The 17,317-nt window shown below is 57.3% G+C and carries 20 protein-coding genes and 1 pseudogene; 8 read left to right on the top strand and 13 right to left on the bottom strand.

The genetic code is table 11. The annotated features are described in order from the left end of the window. Positions 1-34: 34 nt before the first annotated feature. The 4 genes from BW33_RS12460 to BW33_RS28470 form a co-directional block, all read right to left on the bottom strand. Complete coding sequence (locus BW33_RS12460; RefSeq protein ID WP_047599272.1) at positions 35-1,069, bottom strand: DUF1254 domain-containing protein; 1,035 nt, start codon at positions 1,067-1,069, stop codon at positions 35-37. A 348-nt stretch (positions 1,070-1,417) separates the two neighbouring features. Next, positions 1,418-1,663, bottom strand: a complete 246-nt coding sequence (locus tag BW33_RS30200; protein WP_052032714.1) for a DUF1254 domain-containing protein — start codon at positions 1,661-1,663, stop codon at positions 1,418-1,420. Positions 1,664-1,822: 159 nt separating this feature from the next. Further along, positions 1,823-2,806: a helix-turn-helix domain-containing protein gene (locus BW33_RS12450; RefSeq protein WP_047599271.1), complete on the bottom strand. Its 984-nt coding sequence runs from the start codon at positions 2,804-2,806 to the stop codon at positions 1,823-1,825. 61 nt (positions 2,807-2,867) lie between these two features. Beyond that, on the bottom strand, positions 2,868-3,170 hold the full coding sequence (locus tag BW33_RS28470; RefSeq protein WP_236645216.1) for a DUF7079 family protein: 303 nt from the start codon (positions 3,168-3,170) through the stop codon (positions 2,868-2,870). A gap of 116 nt (positions 3,171-3,286) precedes the next feature. On the opposite strand from BW33_RS28470, the gene BW33_RS12445 reads away from it, so the two are divergent. Further along, a complete protein-coding gene (locus tag BW33_RS12445) occupies positions 3,287-3,616 on the top strand; it encodes a hypothetical protein (RefSeq protein WP_047599270.1) in 330 nt (109 codons plus the stop codon). Positions 3,617-3,654: 38 nt separating this feature from the next. Here the strand turns inward: BW33_RS12445 and BW33_RS12440 are convergent, their stop codons facing one another. Beyond that, entirely contained in the window at positions 3,655-4,404 is a 750-nt protein-coding gene (locus BW33_RS12440; RefSeq protein WP_047599269.1) for a hypothetical protein, read from the bottom strand. Positions 4,405-4,524: 120 nt separating this feature from the next. Here BW33_RS12440 and BW33_RS12435 point away from each other — a divergent pair, with 120 nt between their 5' ends. The 4 genes from BW33_RS12435 (at position 4,525) to BW33_RS12420 (ending at position 8,148) form a co-directional block, all read left to right on the top strand. Next, positions 4,525-4,899, top strand: a complete 375-nt coding sequence (locus tag BW33_RS12435) for a hypothetical protein (protein ID WP_047599268.1) — start codon at positions 4,525-4,527, stop codon at positions 4,897-4,899. Positions 4,900-5,008: 109 nt separating this feature from the next. Then, positions 5,009-5,740 carry a hypothetical protein gene (locus BW33_RS12430; protein WP_047599267.1) on the top strand — a complete coding sequence of 244 codons (732 nt, stop codon included), beginning with the start codon at positions 5,009-5,011 and terminating at the stop codon, positions 5,738-5,740. Between the two features lie 72 nt (positions 5,741-5,812). Beyond that, the gene (locus BW33_RS12425) at positions 5,813-7,732 is read left to right on the top strand and encodes an alkaline phosphatase D family protein (RefSeq protein WP_047599266.1); all 1,920 of its coding nucleotides are present in this window, start codon (positions 5,813-5,815) and stop codon (positions 7,730-7,732) included. A 32-nt stretch (positions 7,733-7,764) separates the two neighbouring features. Then, complete coding sequence (locus BW33_RS12420; protein ID WP_047599265.1) at positions 7,765-8,148, top strand: hypothetical protein; 384 nt, start codon at positions 7,765-7,767, stop codon at positions 8,146-8,148. Positions 8,149-8,385: 237 nt separating this feature from the next. On the opposite strand, the gene BW33_RS12415 is transcribed toward BW33_RS12420, so the two are convergent. Further along, positions 8,386-9,558, bottom strand: coding sequence for an aspartate aminotransferase family protein (locus BW33_RS12415; RefSeq protein WP_047599264.1), 1,173 nt, complete (start codon positions 9,556-9,558; stop codon positions 8,386-8,388). Positions 9,559-9,660: 102 nt separating this feature from the next. Between BW33_RS12415 and BW33_RS12410 the strand changes: the two genes are divergently transcribed. From BW33_RS12410 to BW33_RS12400, 3 genes are all read left to right on the top strand, one after another. Beyond that, positions 9,661-10,566: a LysR family transcriptional regulator gene (locus BW33_RS12410; RefSeq protein ID WP_047599263.1), complete on the top strand. Its 906-nt coding sequence runs from the start codon at positions 9,661-9,663 to the stop codon at positions 10,564-10,566. Positions 10,567-10,621: 55 nt separating this feature from the next. After that, on the top strand, positions 10,622-11,026 hold the full coding sequence (locus BW33_RS12405) for a GNAT family N-acetyltransferase (RefSeq protein ID WP_047599262.1): 405 nt from the start codon (positions 10,622-10,624) through the stop codon (positions 11,024-11,026). Between the two features lie 159 nt (positions 11,027-11,185). After that, positions 11,186-11,887: a hypothetical protein gene (locus BW33_RS12400; RefSeq protein ID WP_047599261.1), complete on the top strand. Its 702-nt coding sequence runs from the start codon at positions 11,186-11,188 to the stop codon at positions 11,885-11,887. A 67-nt stretch (positions 11,888-11,954) separates the two neighbouring features. On the opposite strand, the gene BW33_RS12395 is transcribed toward BW33_RS12400, so the two are convergent. From BW33_RS12395 to cyoB, 7 genes and pseudogenes are all read right to left on the bottom strand, one after another. Further along, on the bottom strand, positions 11,955-12,446 hold the full coding sequence (locus BW33_RS12395) for a RidA family protein (protein WP_047599260.1): 492 nt from the start codon (positions 12,444-12,446) through the stop codon (positions 11,955-11,957). A 198-nt stretch (positions 12,447-12,644) separates the two neighbouring features. Continuing rightward, positions 12,645-12,959 (bottom strand): helix-turn-helix domain-containing protein, encoded by a 315-nt coding sequence (locus BW33_RS12390; RefSeq protein ID WP_047599259.1) that lies wholly within the window; start codon positions 12,957-12,959, stop codon positions 12,645-12,647. Beyond that, positions 12,956-13,300 (bottom strand): annotated as a pseudogene (locus BW33_RS12385) (toxin). Before BW33_RS12385 ends, BW33_RS12390 begins: the two are co-directional and overlap by 4 nt. Before the next feature lie 126 nt (positions 13,301-13,426). Then, positions 13,427-14,314, bottom strand: coding sequence for a heme o synthase (gene cyoE / locus BW33_RS12380; protein WP_003227980.1), 888 nt, complete (start codon positions 14,312-14,314; stop codon positions 13,427-13,429). Between the two features lie 10 nt (positions 14,315-14,324). Next, positions 14,325-14,660 (bottom strand): cytochrome o ubiquinol oxidase subunit IV, encoded by a 336-nt coding sequence (gene cyoD / locus BW33_RS12375; RefSeq protein ID WP_047599258.1) that lies wholly within the window; start codon positions 14,658-14,660, stop codon positions 14,325-14,327. Then, the gene (locus BW33_RS12370) at positions 14,660-15,283 is read right to left on the bottom strand and encodes a cytochrome o ubiquinol oxidase subunit III (RefSeq protein WP_047599257.1); all 624 of its coding nucleotides are present in this window, start codon (positions 15,281-15,283) and stop codon (positions 14,660-14,662) included. Before BW33_RS12370 ends, cyoD begins: the two co-directional genes overlap by 1 nt. Before the next feature lie 3 nt (positions 15,284-15,286). Next, a complete protein-coding gene (gene cyoB, locus BW33_RS12365; protein ID WP_007968380.1) occupies positions 15,287-17,314 on the bottom strand; it encodes a cytochrome o ubiquinol oxidase subunit I in 2,028 nt (675 codons plus the stop codon). Between the last annotated feature and the right edge of the window lie 3 nt (positions 17,315-17,317).

Below are 17,317 nucleotides of genomic sequence, written 5' to 3'. Positions count from 1 at the left end.
ATTTTTTTAAGTTATAAAAGTCGGGATTTACTGATTAGAGTGCGACGGGCTGTGGTTTTGGAAAGCTCCATTTGCCATTCAGTATTTGTTCGCTCGGCTGATAAAGCCTGACGGTGTAGTTCCAGCCAGGGGGAGTGGGCAGGCAATTGGCGATCTTCCCGTCGCAACCACCGAACTGGATAACAATCGAACCGTCCTCACTTTTCTTGGCGGTGAGGTTGTTCAACGAATAGGCGTCATAGGGGTTCTTCTGGAAGTAACCGTCGGCGTTATAAACACTGACAGACCAGAAACTATTGACCGGGACCTCCCCAACTTTAAGTCGGTAAATGGTTTTCCCGTCGTTGTGCGACATCACGCCGCCGAGGTAGATAGCATCCTTGGCCGGGTTCCCGCCCCAGCCTGTTGCAGTGCCGATCAAGTGATGGATAGGGTTGACCGTGCCCTTGGGGCCAAAAGACTGGTTGTAGTCAGGAATCGTCGAGCCGAGGACTTCCAAGGCCTCACGCACTTTTGTCTGGCTCGCCGGATCCCACTTGGGGACTACAAACTCCCCGACCTTGGCCTGGCTGACGGTGATTGCATCCTGCAGTGCATGTACCTTTTCAAGGTCTTTGGGGTCTGCGGGATCGAAGAACGTGCGCACCGCCACAAATACGTAGCGTGTCCCAATTGCCTCTTTCGTCAGTGTCCGGCGGCCCGTGCCGTAAGTGACGATGGGGACGTAGTGATCTTCATTGATCACCGCCATCGACATGAACCGCCCACCGGCCTCAGGCAACGTGATCGTGACGGGGCCTGCATCGAGGTCGAATACCGCTGACGAATAGAGCGTGTCCCGGTTCATCCGCACCACATCCTGGGCGTCGATGGGCACCGCTTCGCGGGTATGAACAAACCGGCCCAAACTGCCGCTCGCGACCATTTTTCCCAGGTAGAGATCGGACTCGGCACGGGTAAAGTTATCCACGCCCACCGGTATTACCGCCTCCGGGGATGACTGGGCGTTCGCACTTCCAAACGTTGCCAGTGCGATGGCAAGGACGCAGGCGGTGGATGAGTGAGACATTTAAACCTCAGGGTCTTATAAGTTGGCGTTAATTTTTTGACTGTATAAGAACGCCTCGGCGCAAACTTGCCATTTGGTGCCAAAAGCAAAGCGAGTACCTACGCGAAGGCCGACCCGGAAAGGGGCCAAATGTTTTAAGGGAAGAGTTGGAGCGTTTTTTTACGGTGCGATATTGCGACGGAGGACGCCCCCATCTGCATCATGCAGTGAATGTAACTTTTCAAGGTCTTTGCGATCTGCCGGATCGAAGAGCGTGCGTACAGCAACAAATAGATAGATAGCGTGTGCCGATAGCCTATTTTGTTTCGGCATACGACGCCGTAAGCGACAACAGGGACGTAGTGACCTTCATTGATCACTGCCATCGACATCAACGGTCTCAGGCAAAGTAATCCTGACGGGGTCTGCATCGAGATCGAACACTGCTGACAAATAGAGCGCGTCCCGATTCCTCCGGACCACATTCTGGATGTCGTTGGGCACCGCTTCACGGCAACGGATAAACCGGCCCAAACTGCCACTTGCCGCCATCTTCCCCATGTAGAAAGCTAACAGCGCCATAGTGAGGATGCAGGTTTTTAATAAAAGAGACATTTCAACCTCTTGATCTTATAAGTTGGCGTGGTTTTTTTGACTGTATAAGAACGACCTGGCGCAAACTTGCCATTTGGTGACAAAAGCGATGCACGCACGCACGCAAAGGCTGCCGCAGAAAGAGGCAAAATGTTTGGGGGAGTGGGTTAGACGCGGATGTTAACGGATTTGTTTCAAGAGGTTGCGATACTGCGACGGCGTACTCCCCATCCAACGCTTGAAGGCACGGGTAAAGTGAGCTGGATCGCTATAGCCGACCATATATGCAATTTCGGTCGCGCTGTATCTGCCACTGGCAATCAACTGAACGGCTTCACTGCGACGTGTCTCGTCACGTAAAGCGTCGAAGTCGATGCCGCAATGTTCGAGACGCCGCTGTAGTGTTCGAGCAGACAGTCCAATTTCTCTTGAAATAGTGACAAGTTTGGAAAGTTCCTGATCGGCTATCTGCTGGACGAGCACGTCAGCGACGTCAGCGGTCGACTTCAAGGCTTGGGTGGTTTTCCAGGCAACATCTCTAACAGGCTGCAGGGGAATCTCGAGCAACTCACGATCAAACTCGATCATGTTGTGCTCAGCATTCATTACGAGATTCGGGCCCAGGTACTCTTCAAGCGCCTCGTCGCCTCGCTCTCTGGGGTTCTTTAGATGTACTCGTATAGCACCAGGCGCGCCGGACATGAGCGGCACTTTTCTAAGCACCGCAAGGGTGCCGAAAATGACCTGCTTCGGATCAGCCCCGTGGTGCCCTGTAAAGTGTTGGACAAGTTTCGTCGTGCGGCCTTCGGTGACGATTTTTACTTCGCTTCCCTGATGCACTAAATCCGTATGAACCGCCGCCGCCGCACATGCCTGAGCGAGGTTGGTCGAGCCCAATATCAATTCGCCCCACATGCCGGTTGAACGGACATCGGTCAGGTGCCCGATAACCGCCCCGCCGAAGGGGTCCTGTGCGATAGCGGCCATTTCATTGGCGATATGAAAGCAGGCTGCTCGCGGCACCCAAGCTTCAGGGGTTTGAAAAACATGCGGGGAAATACCAAAACGCCGAAAGAACTCCAGTGGCGACACCCCTCGCATACTTAGATAGGGGGCGATTTGCCTAAGTGTGCTGAGTTTGATTGCTGGCATAGCATTCGTCATGGGCATCCGAACCTGTTCTAAAAATAATGCACTTGAAACCGTCTTGGCACGAAGGTAAACACTAGCAATTTTTTTGCCAAAGTCGCGCTATCGACAGAGCAGTAAACACGCCAGTTGATTCAGCGACAAGATCATCACTTTTCGACATTCCAATCGACTGTCTCAGTCTGTCGGGATCGAACCAGATCCACACCGGAGGCACAGCTGCAACGAGATTGGTGAAGCACACCGGCGCGACCTCTGAATAGAGAATTTCGTAAAGTATTTCAGGGGCGACGCCTCTTACCTTATCCGCCACGTAGTCATATTGGTCATTGAATATCCCGGCGCTGTTGGTGCGACCTGTTTTGCCCAGGGACTGCACCTGATGCGTCCACTCAGTATAATCACGCCCGCCCGCAGGCGGTCTGCCGCCCGTTGCAGCTTTCGTTGGTCGTACCGACTTTCAAGACTCATGCTCAAGCACATCCAAGGCCAACCATGGAAACGTCACTGGAAACCGTCGCCCTGTTCTCCCTCAAACTTGCTTACGAAGAAGAAGGCCTGAGCCCGATTCTGCGGGATGACATGGTCATGGGTGATTATCAGAAAGACGTGTTCGAATTACTGGTGCGCCGCGGGGATGTCGAGACGATTCAGTTCAAGATAAACGAGTGCCTGGGCTTGGCCTTGGATTCGCTGGGCGGTGTTGAGAAACCGCTGGGGCGAGAGTTGCACAAGCTGTCAGCCGATTTCCGTCAGGCGCAATCGCTGGAGCAGCTTGATCAGCCGCTCCTGGCACTCAAGGGTTATCTGAAAGATATTCTCTGATCAGTTGCGCCACGCGCTGAACTTTCAGCGCTGAGCTTTCAGCGTCGAGCCTTCAACACCCGAATATCCGTGGGAAACCCATCCGCCCCCACGAGCTTCTTCCAGCCCACATACTGAAACTCGCCCCGCTCATCGATGTAATCGCCCTTCTCCACCGACCGGCCACCGACGATCGCCACACGTTTTTCCTCGCCGCAGCCGCCATCCGACGGGCGAACGGTGTAGATCACGTATGGCTTCACATATTGCGTGGCGCGGAAGTGTTGGCCGCAGATTTCGTCGACGGTGATCAGCATGGTTTTCAGGCGGGCTTCGCCGTCCATGTCTTCGTGGAGTTTCAGGAAGGAGATGTCGCCGACGTCGCTGTAGCCGAGTGACCGCGCGCGTTTGTATTCGGGGGAGTTCTGGTGGGCGATGCGGCCTTGCTCGGCGGCCTGGTTCATTCTGGCGGCGAATTGGGCATTGCCTTGAGCAATGGTTGCCTCGGCCTGGGCGGCGACGTTTTCGCATTGAGCGAATTCGCGGGAGCCGAGGTATTGGGGCGTCAGGTTCGAGCGGCGCTGATTGATGCTCCGCAGGCTGTTCTCCAGATCACCGATCACCTCATAGGCGCTGGGTATCCGACCGCTCTGGACGTCGGCGATTTTTTCCTGCATTCGCTTGCAGTTGGCGAGGTAATACTCCCAGCTGCTTTCCGGTGGCTCTTTTCGGTCGGCGAATGCCGGGGTAATGGCGCTGGCGAGTGTGATTGCACAGAGCGTGCGCAAAGCAGAAGCGACTTTTGACATGAGTAGTCCATTACAGGAATCAAGAAAGTGGCGCGACGCTACTATTTTGTTATCTTGCCGTCCACTGCCGGTAAGCGTGTCTAAGACAGGCACTGCAACTGATTGCGAAGGATGGATACGATGGATGTTTTGTTTTTCTTTATCGCCTGGGCAGGCATGTGGGTGTGGGTCGTCCGCAACCGTAGCGGCTGGAATCTGCTCCTCGCCAACTTGCTGGGCGCCGCCAGCGGATTGATGGTGGGTCTGGTGGTCTGGCAGCTTTACATCGGCCTGTTCGGATCCTCCAGTCCGCCTGTACTCGGCTTCATGAGAACAGTATTGGAAGTGCTGTCGCTCGCTGCCGCCGTGATCGGTGTATGGATGTTGGTAGCCCATCGCTCGCAGGTCGAACATCCGGTTCTTCGCCAAATGCTGGCCGGCCTTTGCGGCACTGTGGCGGGCATAACGACGATCGTGTTTTTTGTACAGATCGATCCGCCCACACTCGGCATGTGAATGTCTTCGTGGCGTCAGACTTCTATTTTGGTATCTTGCCGCCCATCGTCAGGGTTCATCATCCGCGGTGTGCTGATTTCAGGTTTTTGCAGGTTTAAGGAAAGGATCAATGGCGTTTCTGAGTTTTCTGGCATTTATCGCCGCCTGGGGTTTCATGTGGCGCTGGGTGGTGAAAAACCGCGGCAGCTGGAATCTGTTTTACGGCAACATCGTTGGCGCGGCGGGCGGTTTTATCGTCGGTTTGGTGGTGCTGTCGATCTTCCTGTCGCTGTTCCCGTCGGCGCATAAATACGATCGTCCGCCCGCCGAAGAGGTGATCGCACAGAGCGATGTGGCCACCAGTCTGTTGCCCGAAGCCGAGTCGGACTCGACGTCCGCCGTGCTGGAGAACGCGCCGGGCTTTGCCGCGATCGAGCCGGATAACCAACCTTCTCCGCCGGATTCCGCACTGCTGCCGAATTACGCCAGCCGGGCACCGAAATCGATATCGGAAAAAACCGTCCTGGATCAGAGCGACGCGCAGGGCCGTAAAGCGCTCACCGCGCTGCGCGACAAGCTTGGGCAAAATGCCGACAGCGATAAATCGATGCTCGCGTATGTCATGTGCGGCACACTGGTCACCAGCACGCTGCGCTTCCCGGCATCGGTGCGCTTCGCTGACAGTTCTGCCATTGCCACCAAGCGCTTCAAGGATCAGGTCTACACCCTCAGCAACAAGGTCACCGCGCGCAACATGAACGGCGATGACGTCACTTATAGCTTCGACTGCTCGGTACAGGAGCAACCCGCGTCCGCCGAATGGCGACTGCTGGCGCTGAAGCTGCAGAAGGCTGCCTCTTAAGCCTCGTTTAAGCGTTCAAGGCGCCGGCTGCGCTATCATCGCCAGCCTGTGCGTCTTGAGCTTTGCCCCTGAATGTCCTCGATACCTGCTGACCTGAATTCGCTGCCTCCCGTCCTGGCCGGCCCGCTGCTGCGCCGCCTGGAACCGACGCGCGTGGTGCTGTGGCTGGTCGGCACCCGCGAACTGGCGCTGACCCTGCGCTTGCAGGGTGTAGGAGACATTCCTCTCGATGCCGGGAAATGCACGGTCATTCCTGTAGGCCGTCATGCGTTCGTCCATTTGATTGACGTTGTGCTCGACAGCGCCCTGCCTTGCGACACGCGCATCGACTATGACCTGCTGATCGACGGCCAGACGCCCATCGCCGAGTGGGCGCCGCATCTGCTGTACGGCGATGCCCGCTGCCCGAACCTTGTCGTGCGCTCGCGGATTGATCAGTTACTGCATGGCTCCTGCCGCAAGCCGCATCATCCGGCGGCAGACGGCCTACTGTGCGTCGATCAACTGCTGTCTGGCGAGACCGATCCGCAACAACGCCCAGCGCTGCTGATGATGAGCGGCGATCAGGTCTATGCCGACGACGTAGCCGGCCCGATGCTGCGCGCCATTCATGCCTTGATCGAACGCCTCGGTCTGTTCGACGAACACCTCGAAGGCGCGGTGGTCAGCGACAGCGCCAAGCTCTACGAACACCCGGCCAGCTACTACCACCGCGCGGATCTGTTACCCGCGCTGGAAAGCAACGAGACCTTGCGCGAGCGATTTTTCGGCGGTGCGCGCAAGCCGATTTTCACCAGCAGCAGCGCCGACAATCATCTGGTCACGTTCGCCGAAGTGATGGCGATGTATTTGCTGGTGTGGTCGCCGGTTGCCTGGGCTTTGATCAATCCTGCAGTTCCATCGCTGACGCCTGAACGCTTGAAGCGCTACACCTTGGAGCAAACCCGCATTGAGGGCTTCAAGGCCGGGTTGACCAATGTCGCCCGGGCGCTGGCGCACCTGCCGAGCCTGATGATTTTCGATGACCATGACATCACCGATGACTGGAATCTTTCCGCGCAATGGGAGGAAACCGCCTACGGCCATCCGTTCTCCAAACGCATCATCGGCAACGCCTTGATCGCGTACATGTTGTGCCAGGGCTGGGGCAACAATCCGGATGCGTTCAAGGATGTGCTGGAGAACACTCGACGCCTGAGCGCCAGTGGTGACGATCAGTATCTCGACAGCCCGGTGCAGGACGCGCTGATCGACGACCTGTTGCGCTTTCAGCATTGGCATTTCGTGCTGCCGAGCAGCCCCGCGCTGGTGGTGCTCGACACCCGCACGCGTCGCTGGCGCAGCGAGATGGCGCTCAAGCAACCTTCCGGCTTGCTGGACTGGGAAGCCCTGAGCGAACTGCAACAGGAACTGCTCGATCACCCTTCAGCAATCATCGTTTCCCCCGCGCCGATCTTCGGCGTGAAGCTGATCGAGACCGTGCAAAAGGTTTTCAGCTGGTGCGGCTATCCGCTGCTGGTCGACGCCGAAAACTGGATGGCACATCGTGGTGCCGCGCAGGTGATCCTGAACATTTTCCGACACACCCGCACACCCGGGAACTACGTGGTGCTGTCCGGCGATGTGCATTATTCCTTCGTCTACGAAGTGCTTATCCGACACCGCAAGGCCGGGCCACGGATCTGGCAAATCACCAGCAGCGGGATCAAGAACGAGTTTCCGAAAAACCTGCTGGAATGGTTCGACCGCCTCAACCGCTGGCTCTATTCGCCGCGCTCGCCGTTGAACTGGTTTACCAAACGCCGACGCATGCGCATCGTGCCCTATACCCCGGAACATGCCGAAGCGGGTGAGCGGCTGTGGAATTCGGCGGGGATCGGGCAGGTGTTTTTCAATGCTCAAGGACAGCCGAGCGAGATCATTCAGCACAATTCGAACGGGGCGGTGAAGACGCGGATGCTGGCGCCTGAGTTGGCGGATTATCCTGATTGATATGGCCTCCATTGCCCAATGGTGAGATTGCAATGACGACACCTTCGCGATTACTTATCACCCGCGACAGCGTACATGCCGGCGATGATTCCGACGCGCCACATGCGCGCTGGATCGACCTGCAAGAGAGTGAAACCCTGGAGGATGCTCTGCATCTACTGCTGCACAATGGTTATCTGCCAAGCATTGCTGGCGGATGTGCGACATGGATCGTACGCGGCCCTCAGGCACTTGCCGTAGTTGCCCAGCAATGGCAGGAGCCTCGTTTTCTGGTCAATGCCCAGTCGACACTGGTCAATCTGGAAGAATTGAGGTTTGTATATTGGTGCCAGGTAGATCCGGAGCTTGTTTTCGACTGCCTGCTAACAGGCGCCGAACTTCCTGACAAATACAGCGGATTTAAGACGTCAAAGTAGTCGGAAGGGGGATTACAGTTTTTAAGGAAACGTCTCTTGAATCGCTGATTCATACTTTGCTTCCCTTACACAGGAAGCAGGGCCATGCGAAAAAGAAAGCCAAACCCTTTAAAATCGATACAACGACTTACCTTTTAAGCTCGCCGGCAAATGCTGGAAGGCTGCTGAAATCCATCGCAGAAATGCACAAAGGAATTCGCGCAAATTCGGACGCCTTTTCGTTCGATTTCGTGCCCCTCAGTCAGGCGAAACCGCCAGAGCAACACCCCTGGCAATCATCCCCACCTCCCGCTCATCAATCGTCAGCGGCGGCAGCAGCCGTACCGTCTTGCCGCGTGTGACGTTGATCAGCAACCCATGATCCCGCGCCGCAATCAGCGTCAGATCGCGGATCGGCTGTTTCAGCTCGATGCCGATCATCAAACCCTGCCCACGAATCGCCAACACATTGGGGTTGTCTGCCAGTTCGGCGCGCAAGCGGCTCAATAAGCGCTCACCCTGCACTCTGACGTTCTCCAGCAGTCCCTGTTCTTCGATGATATCCAGCACCGTGCAGCCGACCCGACAGGCCAGCGGATTACCGCCAAACGTACTGCCATGGCTGCCGGGGGTGAACAGATCCGCCGCCCTGCCCCGCGCCAGACAGGCGCCGATCGGCACGCCGTTGCCGAGGCCTTTGGCCAAGGTCATGACGTCCGGCACGATGCCTTCATGCTGGAACGCGAACCACTGGCCGGTGCGGCCGATGCCGGTCTGGATTTCGTCGAGCATCAAAAGCCAGGCGTGCCGATTGCACAGGTCGCGCAGGGCTTTGATGTAGCCGGGTGGCGCGAGTTGTACGCCGCTTTCGCCCTGGATCGGCTCGACCAGAATCGCCACGATGCGCTCGCCGTGCTTTTGCTGCAGCTGATCCAGCGCCGCCAGATCACCGAAAGGCACTTTGACGAAATCCCCCGGCAGATCATTGAAACCCAGACGAACCGCCGGGCCATCGCTGGCCGACAAGGTACCCAAGGTGCGGCCATGAAATGCGTTGGCCATGACCACCACCAGTGGCTGTTCGATGCCTTTGCGCCAGCCGTACAACCGCGCCAGTTTCAGTGCGGTTTCGTTAGCCTCAGCCCCCGAGTTGTTGAAGAATGCGCGATCCATGCCCGACAGTTCAGTCAGCCGTTTGGCCAGTTGCTGCTGCCAGTCGATGCTGTACAGGTTGGAGGTGTGCAGCAGCATTGCGGCCTGCTCACTGATGGCCGCGACGATGCGTGGGTGCGAGTGCCCGACATTGGTCACCGCGACGCCTGCGACGGCATCCAGGTATTCACGACCGGCCTGATCCCACAGGCGAGTGCCCAGGCCTCTGGTGAAGCTCAAGGCCAGCGGTTGGTAGGTGTTCATCAGGGCGGCGGTCATGACTTCAAACTCCAGTGAAGGTCGGTGTGTTTGCAGTATGGTTAGCCACCAGAACTGGATAAACTCGGAAAAACTTCAATCATTTAAAAGCAGGACTTGATAATGGACCTGTTGCAGGCGATGAGCGTGTACGTGAAAGTCGTGGAAGCCGGAAGCATGACGGCAGCGGCGTTGCAGTGCGAAATGTCCACAACCATGGTCGGAAATCACCTGCGCGCACTGGAGCAACGGCTTGGCGTGCAACTGTTGCAGCGCACCACCCGCCGGCAGCGACTGACCGAGTTCGGCAGCGTTTACTACCAGCGCTGTCTGGACGTACTGGGTCTGGTGGCCGACTCCGAGCGATTGGCCGAACAGGCCCTCGACGAGCCGCGCGGCCTGCTGCGCATCACTGCACCGCTGACTTTTGGCGTCGAACGTCTGGCCCCGGCGCTCAGCGAGTTTTCCCTGCAATACCCGCAGGTGAAAATGGACGTGGTGCTGACCAACAGTCGTCCGGACCTGTTGGAAAGCGGCCTCGACGTAGCGTTTCGGCTGGGGCATTTCGAGCAGTCGAACCTGATCGCCCGCCCGCTGATCGACTACACCCTGACCGTGTGCGCCTCGCCGGCCTACGTCGCCCGACGCGGCATGCCGATCACCCCGGAAGACCTGCAACAACACGATTGTCTGTCGTTCGCCTACCCTGCCGGCGATGACTGGCAATCAGTGGAAAAACGCTGGCGCCTCAGCGGCCCGGACGGCGAGATTCTGGTGGATGTCAGCGGGCCGATGCTGATGAACACTTCTGCCGGTCTGCATCAGGCGGCGCGCACCGGCATGGGCATCGTCATGCTGCCGGATGCGCTGGTGGAGCAGGATCTGCGCGACGGCAAACTGGTGACGGTGATCCCCGATTACCAGCCCCCGAGCCGCCCATTGCATCTGCTGTACGCGCCGGATCGATATCGTTTGCCGAAGCTGCGTCGGTTTGTCGAATTCGCGATGCAGACGTGGGGCAGAGCCTGACGCCGGTCGCGACCCACTACGCTCGAATAACTGCCACCAAGGACGCTGTCAGACTATGAACACTCACATCACCATACGTAATCTGCTGCGCGCTGAAGTGGAGCCAGTCCGGCTGTTTCTCGGCCAACATGGCTGGGGACACCGAACAGGCTCCAGCGATTACTTCGCTCAACTGATCGAAAACTCCCAACGCACTGCCGTCGCACTGAGCGGCCAGCAGATCATCGGTTTCGCCCGAGGCCTCACCGATGGTTTATCCAACGGTTATCTGTCGATGGTCGTGGTTGCTGGCCAGCATCGCCGCGCTGGCGTCGGGCGCGCACTCGTCGAGCACGTCATGGGCGATAACTCTGAAATAACCTGGATGCTGCGTGCAGGGCGAGAGGGTGCGGATGCTTTTTTTGCGAGCCTGGGGTTTCAGTCATCGGTAATAGCCATGGAGCGTCCGCGCCTGAAATAGCGCGGCGCATTACGGCTCATGTGCGGGAGGCCGATAGAAAAACCGACCGGCAGACCGGTTGGTCCGTGACAACGCCGCCCCGCTCCCCTAAATTAACCGGCCTGAAAAAGACCTCGCGCTTTCTCGTCTCCACTCAAGTTAAAAAGTAGTGAAATTTCAATGTCCGATTTCAACACCGCTGAATCCGTAGTCACCGAATCGTCCAAAGCGGAATACGAAAACTCCATCAATCTTTCACAACACCTTCCACAAGCCAAAATCATCAGCGAGATGGTGCTGGATGCTTTCCAGTCGACCCGCGAAAGCGACCAGATCCGCGAGCTGCGCGCCGCGATCCGTCAGGCGCACGACAGCTTCGATGATGACAAGGCCTACGAGCTGATGGGTCAGCTCAAGGCGCTGAAAGACGCCGAAGCCGCAGACCTCGCCGCCCTTGACGACCTGAGCAGCAAGTTCTCGATCGGTCGCATCCTGTCCTGCTTCAAGGACGATCCGGCGTTCCAGGAAATCGTTTACGGCCTGGCCCTCAAGGTGCTGAATCAGACCCATCAGGCGATCAGTAACCCGAGTGGCGGCAAGGGCAAGGCTGCCAAGAAGAAAGAACTGGAAATCTTCACCATCAGCAAGGACGGCAGCAGCGTGACCCTGCCGCTGCGCACTCCGCGTTCGCGCCTGAACGTTGACCGTGAAGCGCTGGAGTTCCTCGGTTTCACCTTCGTCGGTGAAGGCGAAGAAGCCGAGCTGGAAGGCGAAACCTTCGTCGACAACGCTGGCGCCGAACACGCAATCAACCGCAAGAACATCATCACCGCCCTGCAACAGCAGACCGCGTTCGATGGTTACAGCATCGCCGCACAGTAATCCCGGCGCCGACAAAAAAGCCCCGCTCTGAGATTCAGGCGGGGCTTTTTGTTGAGCGGCGCGGCGGTCAGACTTCTGGCTGCACCGCGGCGATCATGTCGACTTCAATCGCGGCGTTCTTCGGCAACTGATAGACACCGACCGTGGTGCGGGTGTGCCGACCGGCATCGCCGAGCACATGGCTGAACACGTCCGATGCGCCGTTGGCCACTTCGCTCAGGTCAACGAAGTCCGGGGTCGACTTCACGTACACCGTGACCCGCAATAACGCCCGAATCTTGTCCAGCGAACCGACCGCATCGACGATCAGCGCCAGGCAGCGCATGGCACTGATGCTCGCGGCAGCCTGGGCGTCCTTCAGCGTCAACTCCAACCCGACGCGACCGGGATACAGAATCCTGCCATTGACCCTCGGCACCATGCCGCTGATGTACAACTCATCGTGATGACGGATCAGCGGCGCGTAATTGCCGCCGGCGGTGTTCTCGCCATAGATGTCGTAGTTCAGCTCTTGTGCCAGGGCAATGAAGCGTTCGTCGCAGGTCATCCTCTCAGTCATTTCGCCCAGCCTTTTGATCAGTGCATGAAGAATCGCGGAGTGGAACAGTTGAGCGCCGAGGAAGTGGCATGGCGCTATCACTAAGGACTGGATCCAAATCTAGGTGGTTTGCGGCGATACCGCAACCTGCCGTTCTGGACGAAAAACCCCGCGACTCTATCGAATCGCGGGGCTTGATGACGTATATCAACGAACTATCTACACAGCGCCCAACCGCTCAACCATATCAGGGAATTTCTCCACCAAGCGGATCAACAGTGCCGCTTGAGCATTGGGCTTGGACTTCTCCTGCTCCCAATTCCTCAATGTGCTCGGGCTGGTCCTGATTCGCTTTGCAAATACCGCTTGTGACATGTGCAATTTTTCACGTAGTGCAACGATCTCTTGTGCACCAACCTCGGGAACAGGTTTGTCCTCGACGACCGTATTGCGCAGCGTAATTTTACCTTCGCGATGGGCGGCCATCTCTTCAACGCCCTGCATCAATTCCGCAAACAGGTCGCGTTTTTTCATGGGGCACCTCTTTTTCTCAACTCTATCTCAATGGCTTTTTTGAGCGCCTTCTCTTGCTCGGCGGACAGATTATCAAGCTCATCTTTGTCATAAATCGCAAACATCCAGAACTGGCGATCATTCATAAGCCAATAGTAGATGACCCGCAAGCCGCCTCGTCGGCCTTTGCCACGTCGTGCATCAGACCAACGTACTTTTCGGAAGCCACCAGTCCGCGGTATTACGTCGCCCGCCGCTGGATTGCACTACAGATAATTCTGCAACTCCCGATACTCATTGTCCGTCAGGTAACGACCAACGCTCGCGGTGAATATTGTGGTTTCAAAAAATACGGTTCGCATGGGCAAACTATAGGCAACTTGCCTATAGACAGACTATCAACAAATTCCACCTTTGATAAACCTCCGATCAACAAAAAACCCCGCACATCTCTCGATGTGCGGGGTTTTTCGTGAAGCCATCCAGCCTTACGGCGCGTACGTCAGCAGCAGCTCGGCCGGCACCTTGAAGTCCAGGGACATCATGACGCTCAGGGCGGTGATGGTGAAGATCGAGAACACGAACAGCTTGCGTGCCCAGACCGTGTCATCCACCGCCTTGTAGCCGGTCCAGGCCATGTACAGCCAGTACATGCCCATGGCCGCGGCAACGGCGAGGTAGCTCATGCCGGCGTAACCGCTGAAGGTCAGCATCAAGGTCGCCACGAGGAACGCCAGGATGTAGAGCAGGATGTGCTTCTTGGCCACTTCGATTCCGCGCTTGACTGGCAGCACCGGAATCGATGCGGCCAGGTAGTCGTTGAAGCGGAAGATCGCGATGGCGTAGGAATGCGGCATCTGCCACAGACTGAACATCACCAGCAGGGTCAGTGCAGCCATGTCGAAGCTGTTGGTTACGGCAACGTAACCGATCACTGGCGGCATGGCGCCCGACAGACTGCCCACCAGCGTGCCGTGAACCGACTTGCGCTTGAGGTACAGGCTGTAGAAGCCGACGTAGATGATGAAGCCGATTACCGCGAACAGGGCGGCCAACGGGTTGGCCACCTTGTACAACAAGGCAACGCCGAGAACACCAAGGATGGTCGCGTAGACCAGGGCCAGTTTCAGGGAGATCAAGCCCTGCACCAGCACCCGGTTCTTGGTGCGTTCCATCTTCAGGTCGATGTCGCGGTCGATGCAGTTGTTGAACACGCAACCGGAGGCCACAACCAGGGATGTGCCGATCATGGCGGCCAGGAACACCGCCAGATCTACATGCCCTTTCGAGGCCAGGAAGAACCCGCCTGCCACAGAAAGCACGTTACCGAAAATGATCCCCGGTTTGGTGATTTGGATAAAGTGCTTGAGCGACATCGGGTCTACCTCACTTCGCCATCATGTACGTGTGGATGCTGAACATGATCCACAGCGACAGGCCAACCAGCAGCAGGATCACGATGGCCGTAAAGACAAACGCGATCACGTTGTTACGTTGTGCAATCGAACGGTCCAGGTGCAGGAAGTAGTACAGGTGAACGATCACCTGGATTACTGCGAACAACAGGACGATTGCCAGCGTGGTCGACTTCGGCAAGGTCGGGAACATCACCAGGCCGAACGGGATGACGGTCAGGATCACCGACAGGATGAAGCCGATGGCGTACGACTTTACGCTGCCGTGGCCAGCATCATGGCTGTCATGGGAGTGTGCATTAGCCATTACAGAGTCCCCATCAGGTAAACAACGGTGAATACGCAGATCCACACCACGTCCAGGAAGTGCCAGAACAGGCTCAGGCAGCTCAGACGGGTCTTGTTGGTCGCCGTCAGGCCGTGCTTGTTGACCTGGTACATCATGATGCCCATCCAGATCAGACCCGCGGATACGTGCAGACCGTGGGTACCGACCAGGGTGAAGAACGCCGACAGGAAGCCCGAACGGCTAGGACCGAAGCCCTCGGAGATCAGCAGGTGGAACTCGTTGATCTCCATGGCGATGAAGCCTGCGCCGAGCAGGAAGGTCATGAACAACCAGCCCAGAACCTGCTGCTTCTTGCCTTTGTACAACGCCAGCATGGCGAAGCCGTAGGTGATCGAACTGAACAACAGCAGAGCGGTTTCGCCCAGCACGTATGGCAGTTCGAAGATGTCGTGGCCCGACGGGCCACCGGCGACGTTGTTTACCAGTACTGCATACACCGCGAAGATCGACGCAAACAGAATGCAGTCGGTCATCAGGTAGAGCCAGAAACCGTATACGGTCATCTCGCCCGAGTCGTGGTGATGGTGATCGTGCCCATGGTCACCATGGGCGTGTCCAACATTGGTCACTAAGTTCGACATGGTTTAAGCCTGTTCCAACGAGGTTACACGGGTGGCATTGGCCGGGATTTTCCCTGCCGCGACCAGACGCTTGTGCTGCTCGGCTTCGATGCGTTCGATCGTTTCAACCGGAACCATATAGCCCTGGTCGTCACGTGCCGCGTGGATCACGAAGTAGATGACAGTGCCGGCCAGGCTGGCGATCGCCAACCACCAGATGTGCCAGATCATCGCGAAACCGAAGACGGTCAGCAGTGCGCCCATCACCACGCCAGTGGCGGTGTTGTTCGGCATGTGGATCGGCTCGTACTTGGCCGGAGCCTGGTACGCGGTACCGTTTTCCTTGGCTTCGGTGAACGGGTCGATGCAGTCAGCCTTAGGCAGCACAGCGAAGTTGTAGAACGGAGGTGGCGACGAGGTCGACCATTCCAGAGTGTGGGCATTCCACGGGTCACCGTGTTCGCACATGTTCTCTGGCTTGTTGCGGTCACGCACACTGACGTACAGCTGGATCAGTTGGCAGGCGATACCGACAGCGATCATCACCGCACCGAACATGGCAACGTACAGGTACGGTACCCACTCAGGGTTGGTGGTGGCGTTCAGACGACGGGTCATGCCCATGAAGCCCAGTGCATAGAGCGGCATGAACGCGACGAAGAAGCCCGAGATCCAGAACCAGAACGCTGCTTTACCCCAGCCTTCGTGCAGCTTGAAGCCGAACGCTTTCGGGAAGTAGAAGCCGAAACCTGCGATGTAGCCGAATACTGCGCCGCCGATGATCACGTTGTGGAAGTGCGCGATCACGAACAGGCTGTTGTGCAGAACGAAGTCAGCACCCGGGATGGCCAGCAGTACGCCGGTCATGCCGCCGATGGCGAAGGTCACCATGAAGCCCAGGGTCCACAGAACCTGGCTGGTGAAGCGCAGACGGCCCTGGTAGATGGTGAACAGCCAGTTGAACAGTTTCACACCCGTCGGGATGGAAATCAGCATCGTCGCCAGACCGAAGAAGGCGTTGACGCTGGCACCCGAACCCATGGTGAAGAAGTGGTGCAGCCAAACCATGAAGCCCAGTACCGAGATCGCGCCCGAAGCGTAGATCATCGAGTGGTGGCCGAACAGTTTCTTGCCGGTGAACGCCGAGATCACTTCCGAGAAGATGCCGAATGCCGGCAGGATCAGGATGTAAACCTCAGGGTGGCCCCAGGCCCAGAACAGGTTGACGTACATCATTGGATTGCCACCAAGTTCATTGGTGAAAATGTGGAAATCCATGTAACGGTCGAGGGTCAGCAATGCCAGGGTAGCGGTCAGGATCGGGAACGAAGCCACGATCAGAACGTTGGCCCAGGTGCAGGTCCAGGTGAAGATCGGCATGTCCATCAGTTTCATGCCAGGGGTACGCATTTTCAGCACGGTGGCGAGGAAGTTGACCCCCGTCAGCGTCGTACCTAACCCGGATAGCTGTAGCGCCCAGATGTAGTAGTCCATCCCCACGCCAGGGCTGTACTGCAGACCCGACAGCGGCGGATAGGCAACCCAGCCGGTCTTGGCGAATTCGCCGACGCCCAGCGACAGGTTGATCAGCACCACGCCGGACACCAGCAGCCAGAAGCTCAGGGAGTTCAGGAACGGGAAGGCAACGTCACGCGCGCCGATCTGCAGCGGCACTGCAAGGTTCATCAGGCCGGTGAAGAATGGCATCGCCATGAAGATGATCATGATCACACCGTGAGCGGTGAAGATCTGGTCATAGTGTTCAGGTGGCAGGTAGCCAGGCGAACCCTCGGTGGCCATGGCCAGCTGGGTACGCATCATGATGGCGTCGGCAAAGCCACGCAGCAGCATGACCATGGCAACGATGATGTACATCACACCGATTTTCTTGTGGTCGACCGACGTCAGCCACTCGGTCCACAAGTAGGTCCACTTCTTGAAGTAGGTGATTGCAGCGAACAACGCCAGACCACCGAGCGCGATCATCGAGATGGTGACCATCACGATCGGCTCGTGGAAAGGGATCGCTTCCCAACTTAATTTACCAAACATCGT

The sequence above is a fragment of the Pseudomonas sp. RIT288 genome (genome assembly GCF_000631985.1).
In the GTDB taxonomy this organism is placed as follows: Bacteria; Pseudomonadota; Gammaproteobacteria; order Pseudomonadales; family Pseudomonadaceae; genus Aquipseudomonas.
The sequence above is the reverse complement of the archived record's forward strand: the minus strand, read 5'-3'. Positions and strand labels throughout refer to the sequence as shown.

Bases quoted from the DNA above. Each gene is read 5' to 3' on its own strand.
- BW33_RS12415 (WP_047599264.1), bottom strand. From the start codon at position 9,558: ATGACCGCCGCCCTGATGAACACCTACCAACCGCTGGCCTTGAGCTTC.
- BW33_RS12460 (WP_047599272.1), bottom strand. From the start codon at position 1,069: ATGTCTCACTCATCCACCGCCTGCGTCCTTGCCATCGCACTGGCAACG.
- BW33_RS12370 (WP_047599257.1), bottom strand. From the start codon at position 15,283: ATGTCGAACTTAGTGACCAATGTTGGACACGCCCATGGTGACCATGGG.
- BW33_RS12410 (WP_047599263.1), top strand. From the start codon at position 9,661: ATGGACCTGTTGCAGGCGATGAGCGTGTACGTGAAAGTCGTGGAAGCC.
- BW33_RS30200 (WP_052032714.1), bottom strand. From the start codon at position 1,663: ATGTCTCTTTTATTAAAAACCTGCATCCTCACTATGGCGCTGTTAGCT.
- BW33_RS12425 (WP_047599266.1), top strand. From the start codon at position 5,813: ATGTCCTCGATACCTGCTGACCTGAATTCGCTGCCTCCCGTCCTGGCC.
- BW33_RS12435 (WP_047599268.1), top strand. From the start codon at position 4,525: ATGGATGTTTTGTTTTTCTTTATCGCCTGGGCAGGCATGTGGGTGTGG.
- cyoD (WP_047599258.1), bottom strand. From the start codon at position 14,660: ATGGCTAATGCACACTCCCATGACAGCCATGATGCTGGCCACGGCAGC.
- BW33_RS12420 (WP_047599265.1), top strand. From the start codon at position 7,765: ATGACGACACCTTCGCGATTACTTATCACCCGCGACAGCGTACATGCC.
- cyoE (WP_003227980.1), bottom strand. From the start codon at position 14,314: ATGTCGCTCAAGCACTTTATCCAAATCACCAAACCGGGGATCATTTTC.
- BW33_RS12405 (WP_047599262.1), top strand. From the start codon at position 10,622: ATGAACACTCACATCACCATACGTAATCTGCTGCGCGCTGAAGTGGAG.
- BW33_RS12450 (WP_047599271.1), bottom strand. From the start codon at position 2,806: ATGACGAATGCTATGCCAGCAATCAAACTCAGCACACTTAGGCAAATC.
- BW33_RS12395 (WP_047599260.1), bottom strand. From the start codon at position 12,446: ATGACTGAGAGGATGACCTGCGACGAACGCTTCATTGCCCTGGCACAA.
- BW33_RS12445 (WP_047599270.1), top strand. From the start codon at position 3,287: ATGGAAACGTCACTGGAAACCGTCGCCCTGTTCTCCCTCAAACTTGCT.
- BW33_RS12430 (WP_047599267.1), top strand. From the start codon at position 5,009: ATGGCGTTTCTGAGTTTTCTGGCATTTATCGCCGCCTGGGGTTTCATG.
- BW33_RS12390 (WP_047599259.1), bottom strand. From the start codon at position 12,959: ATGAAAAAACGCGACCTGTTTGCGGAATTGATGCAGGGCGTTGAAGAG.
- BW33_RS12400 (WP_047599261.1), top strand. From the start codon at position 11,186: ATGTCCGATTTCAACACCGCTGAATCCGTAGTCACCGAATCGTCCAAA.
- BW33_RS12440 (WP_047599269.1), bottom strand. From the start codon at position 4,404: ATGTCAAAAGTCGCTTCTGCTTTGCGCACGCTCTGTGCAATCACACTC.
- cyoB (WP_007968380.1), bottom strand. From the start codon at position 17,314: ATGTTTGGTAAATTAAGTTGGGAAGCGATCCCTTTCCACGAGCCGATC.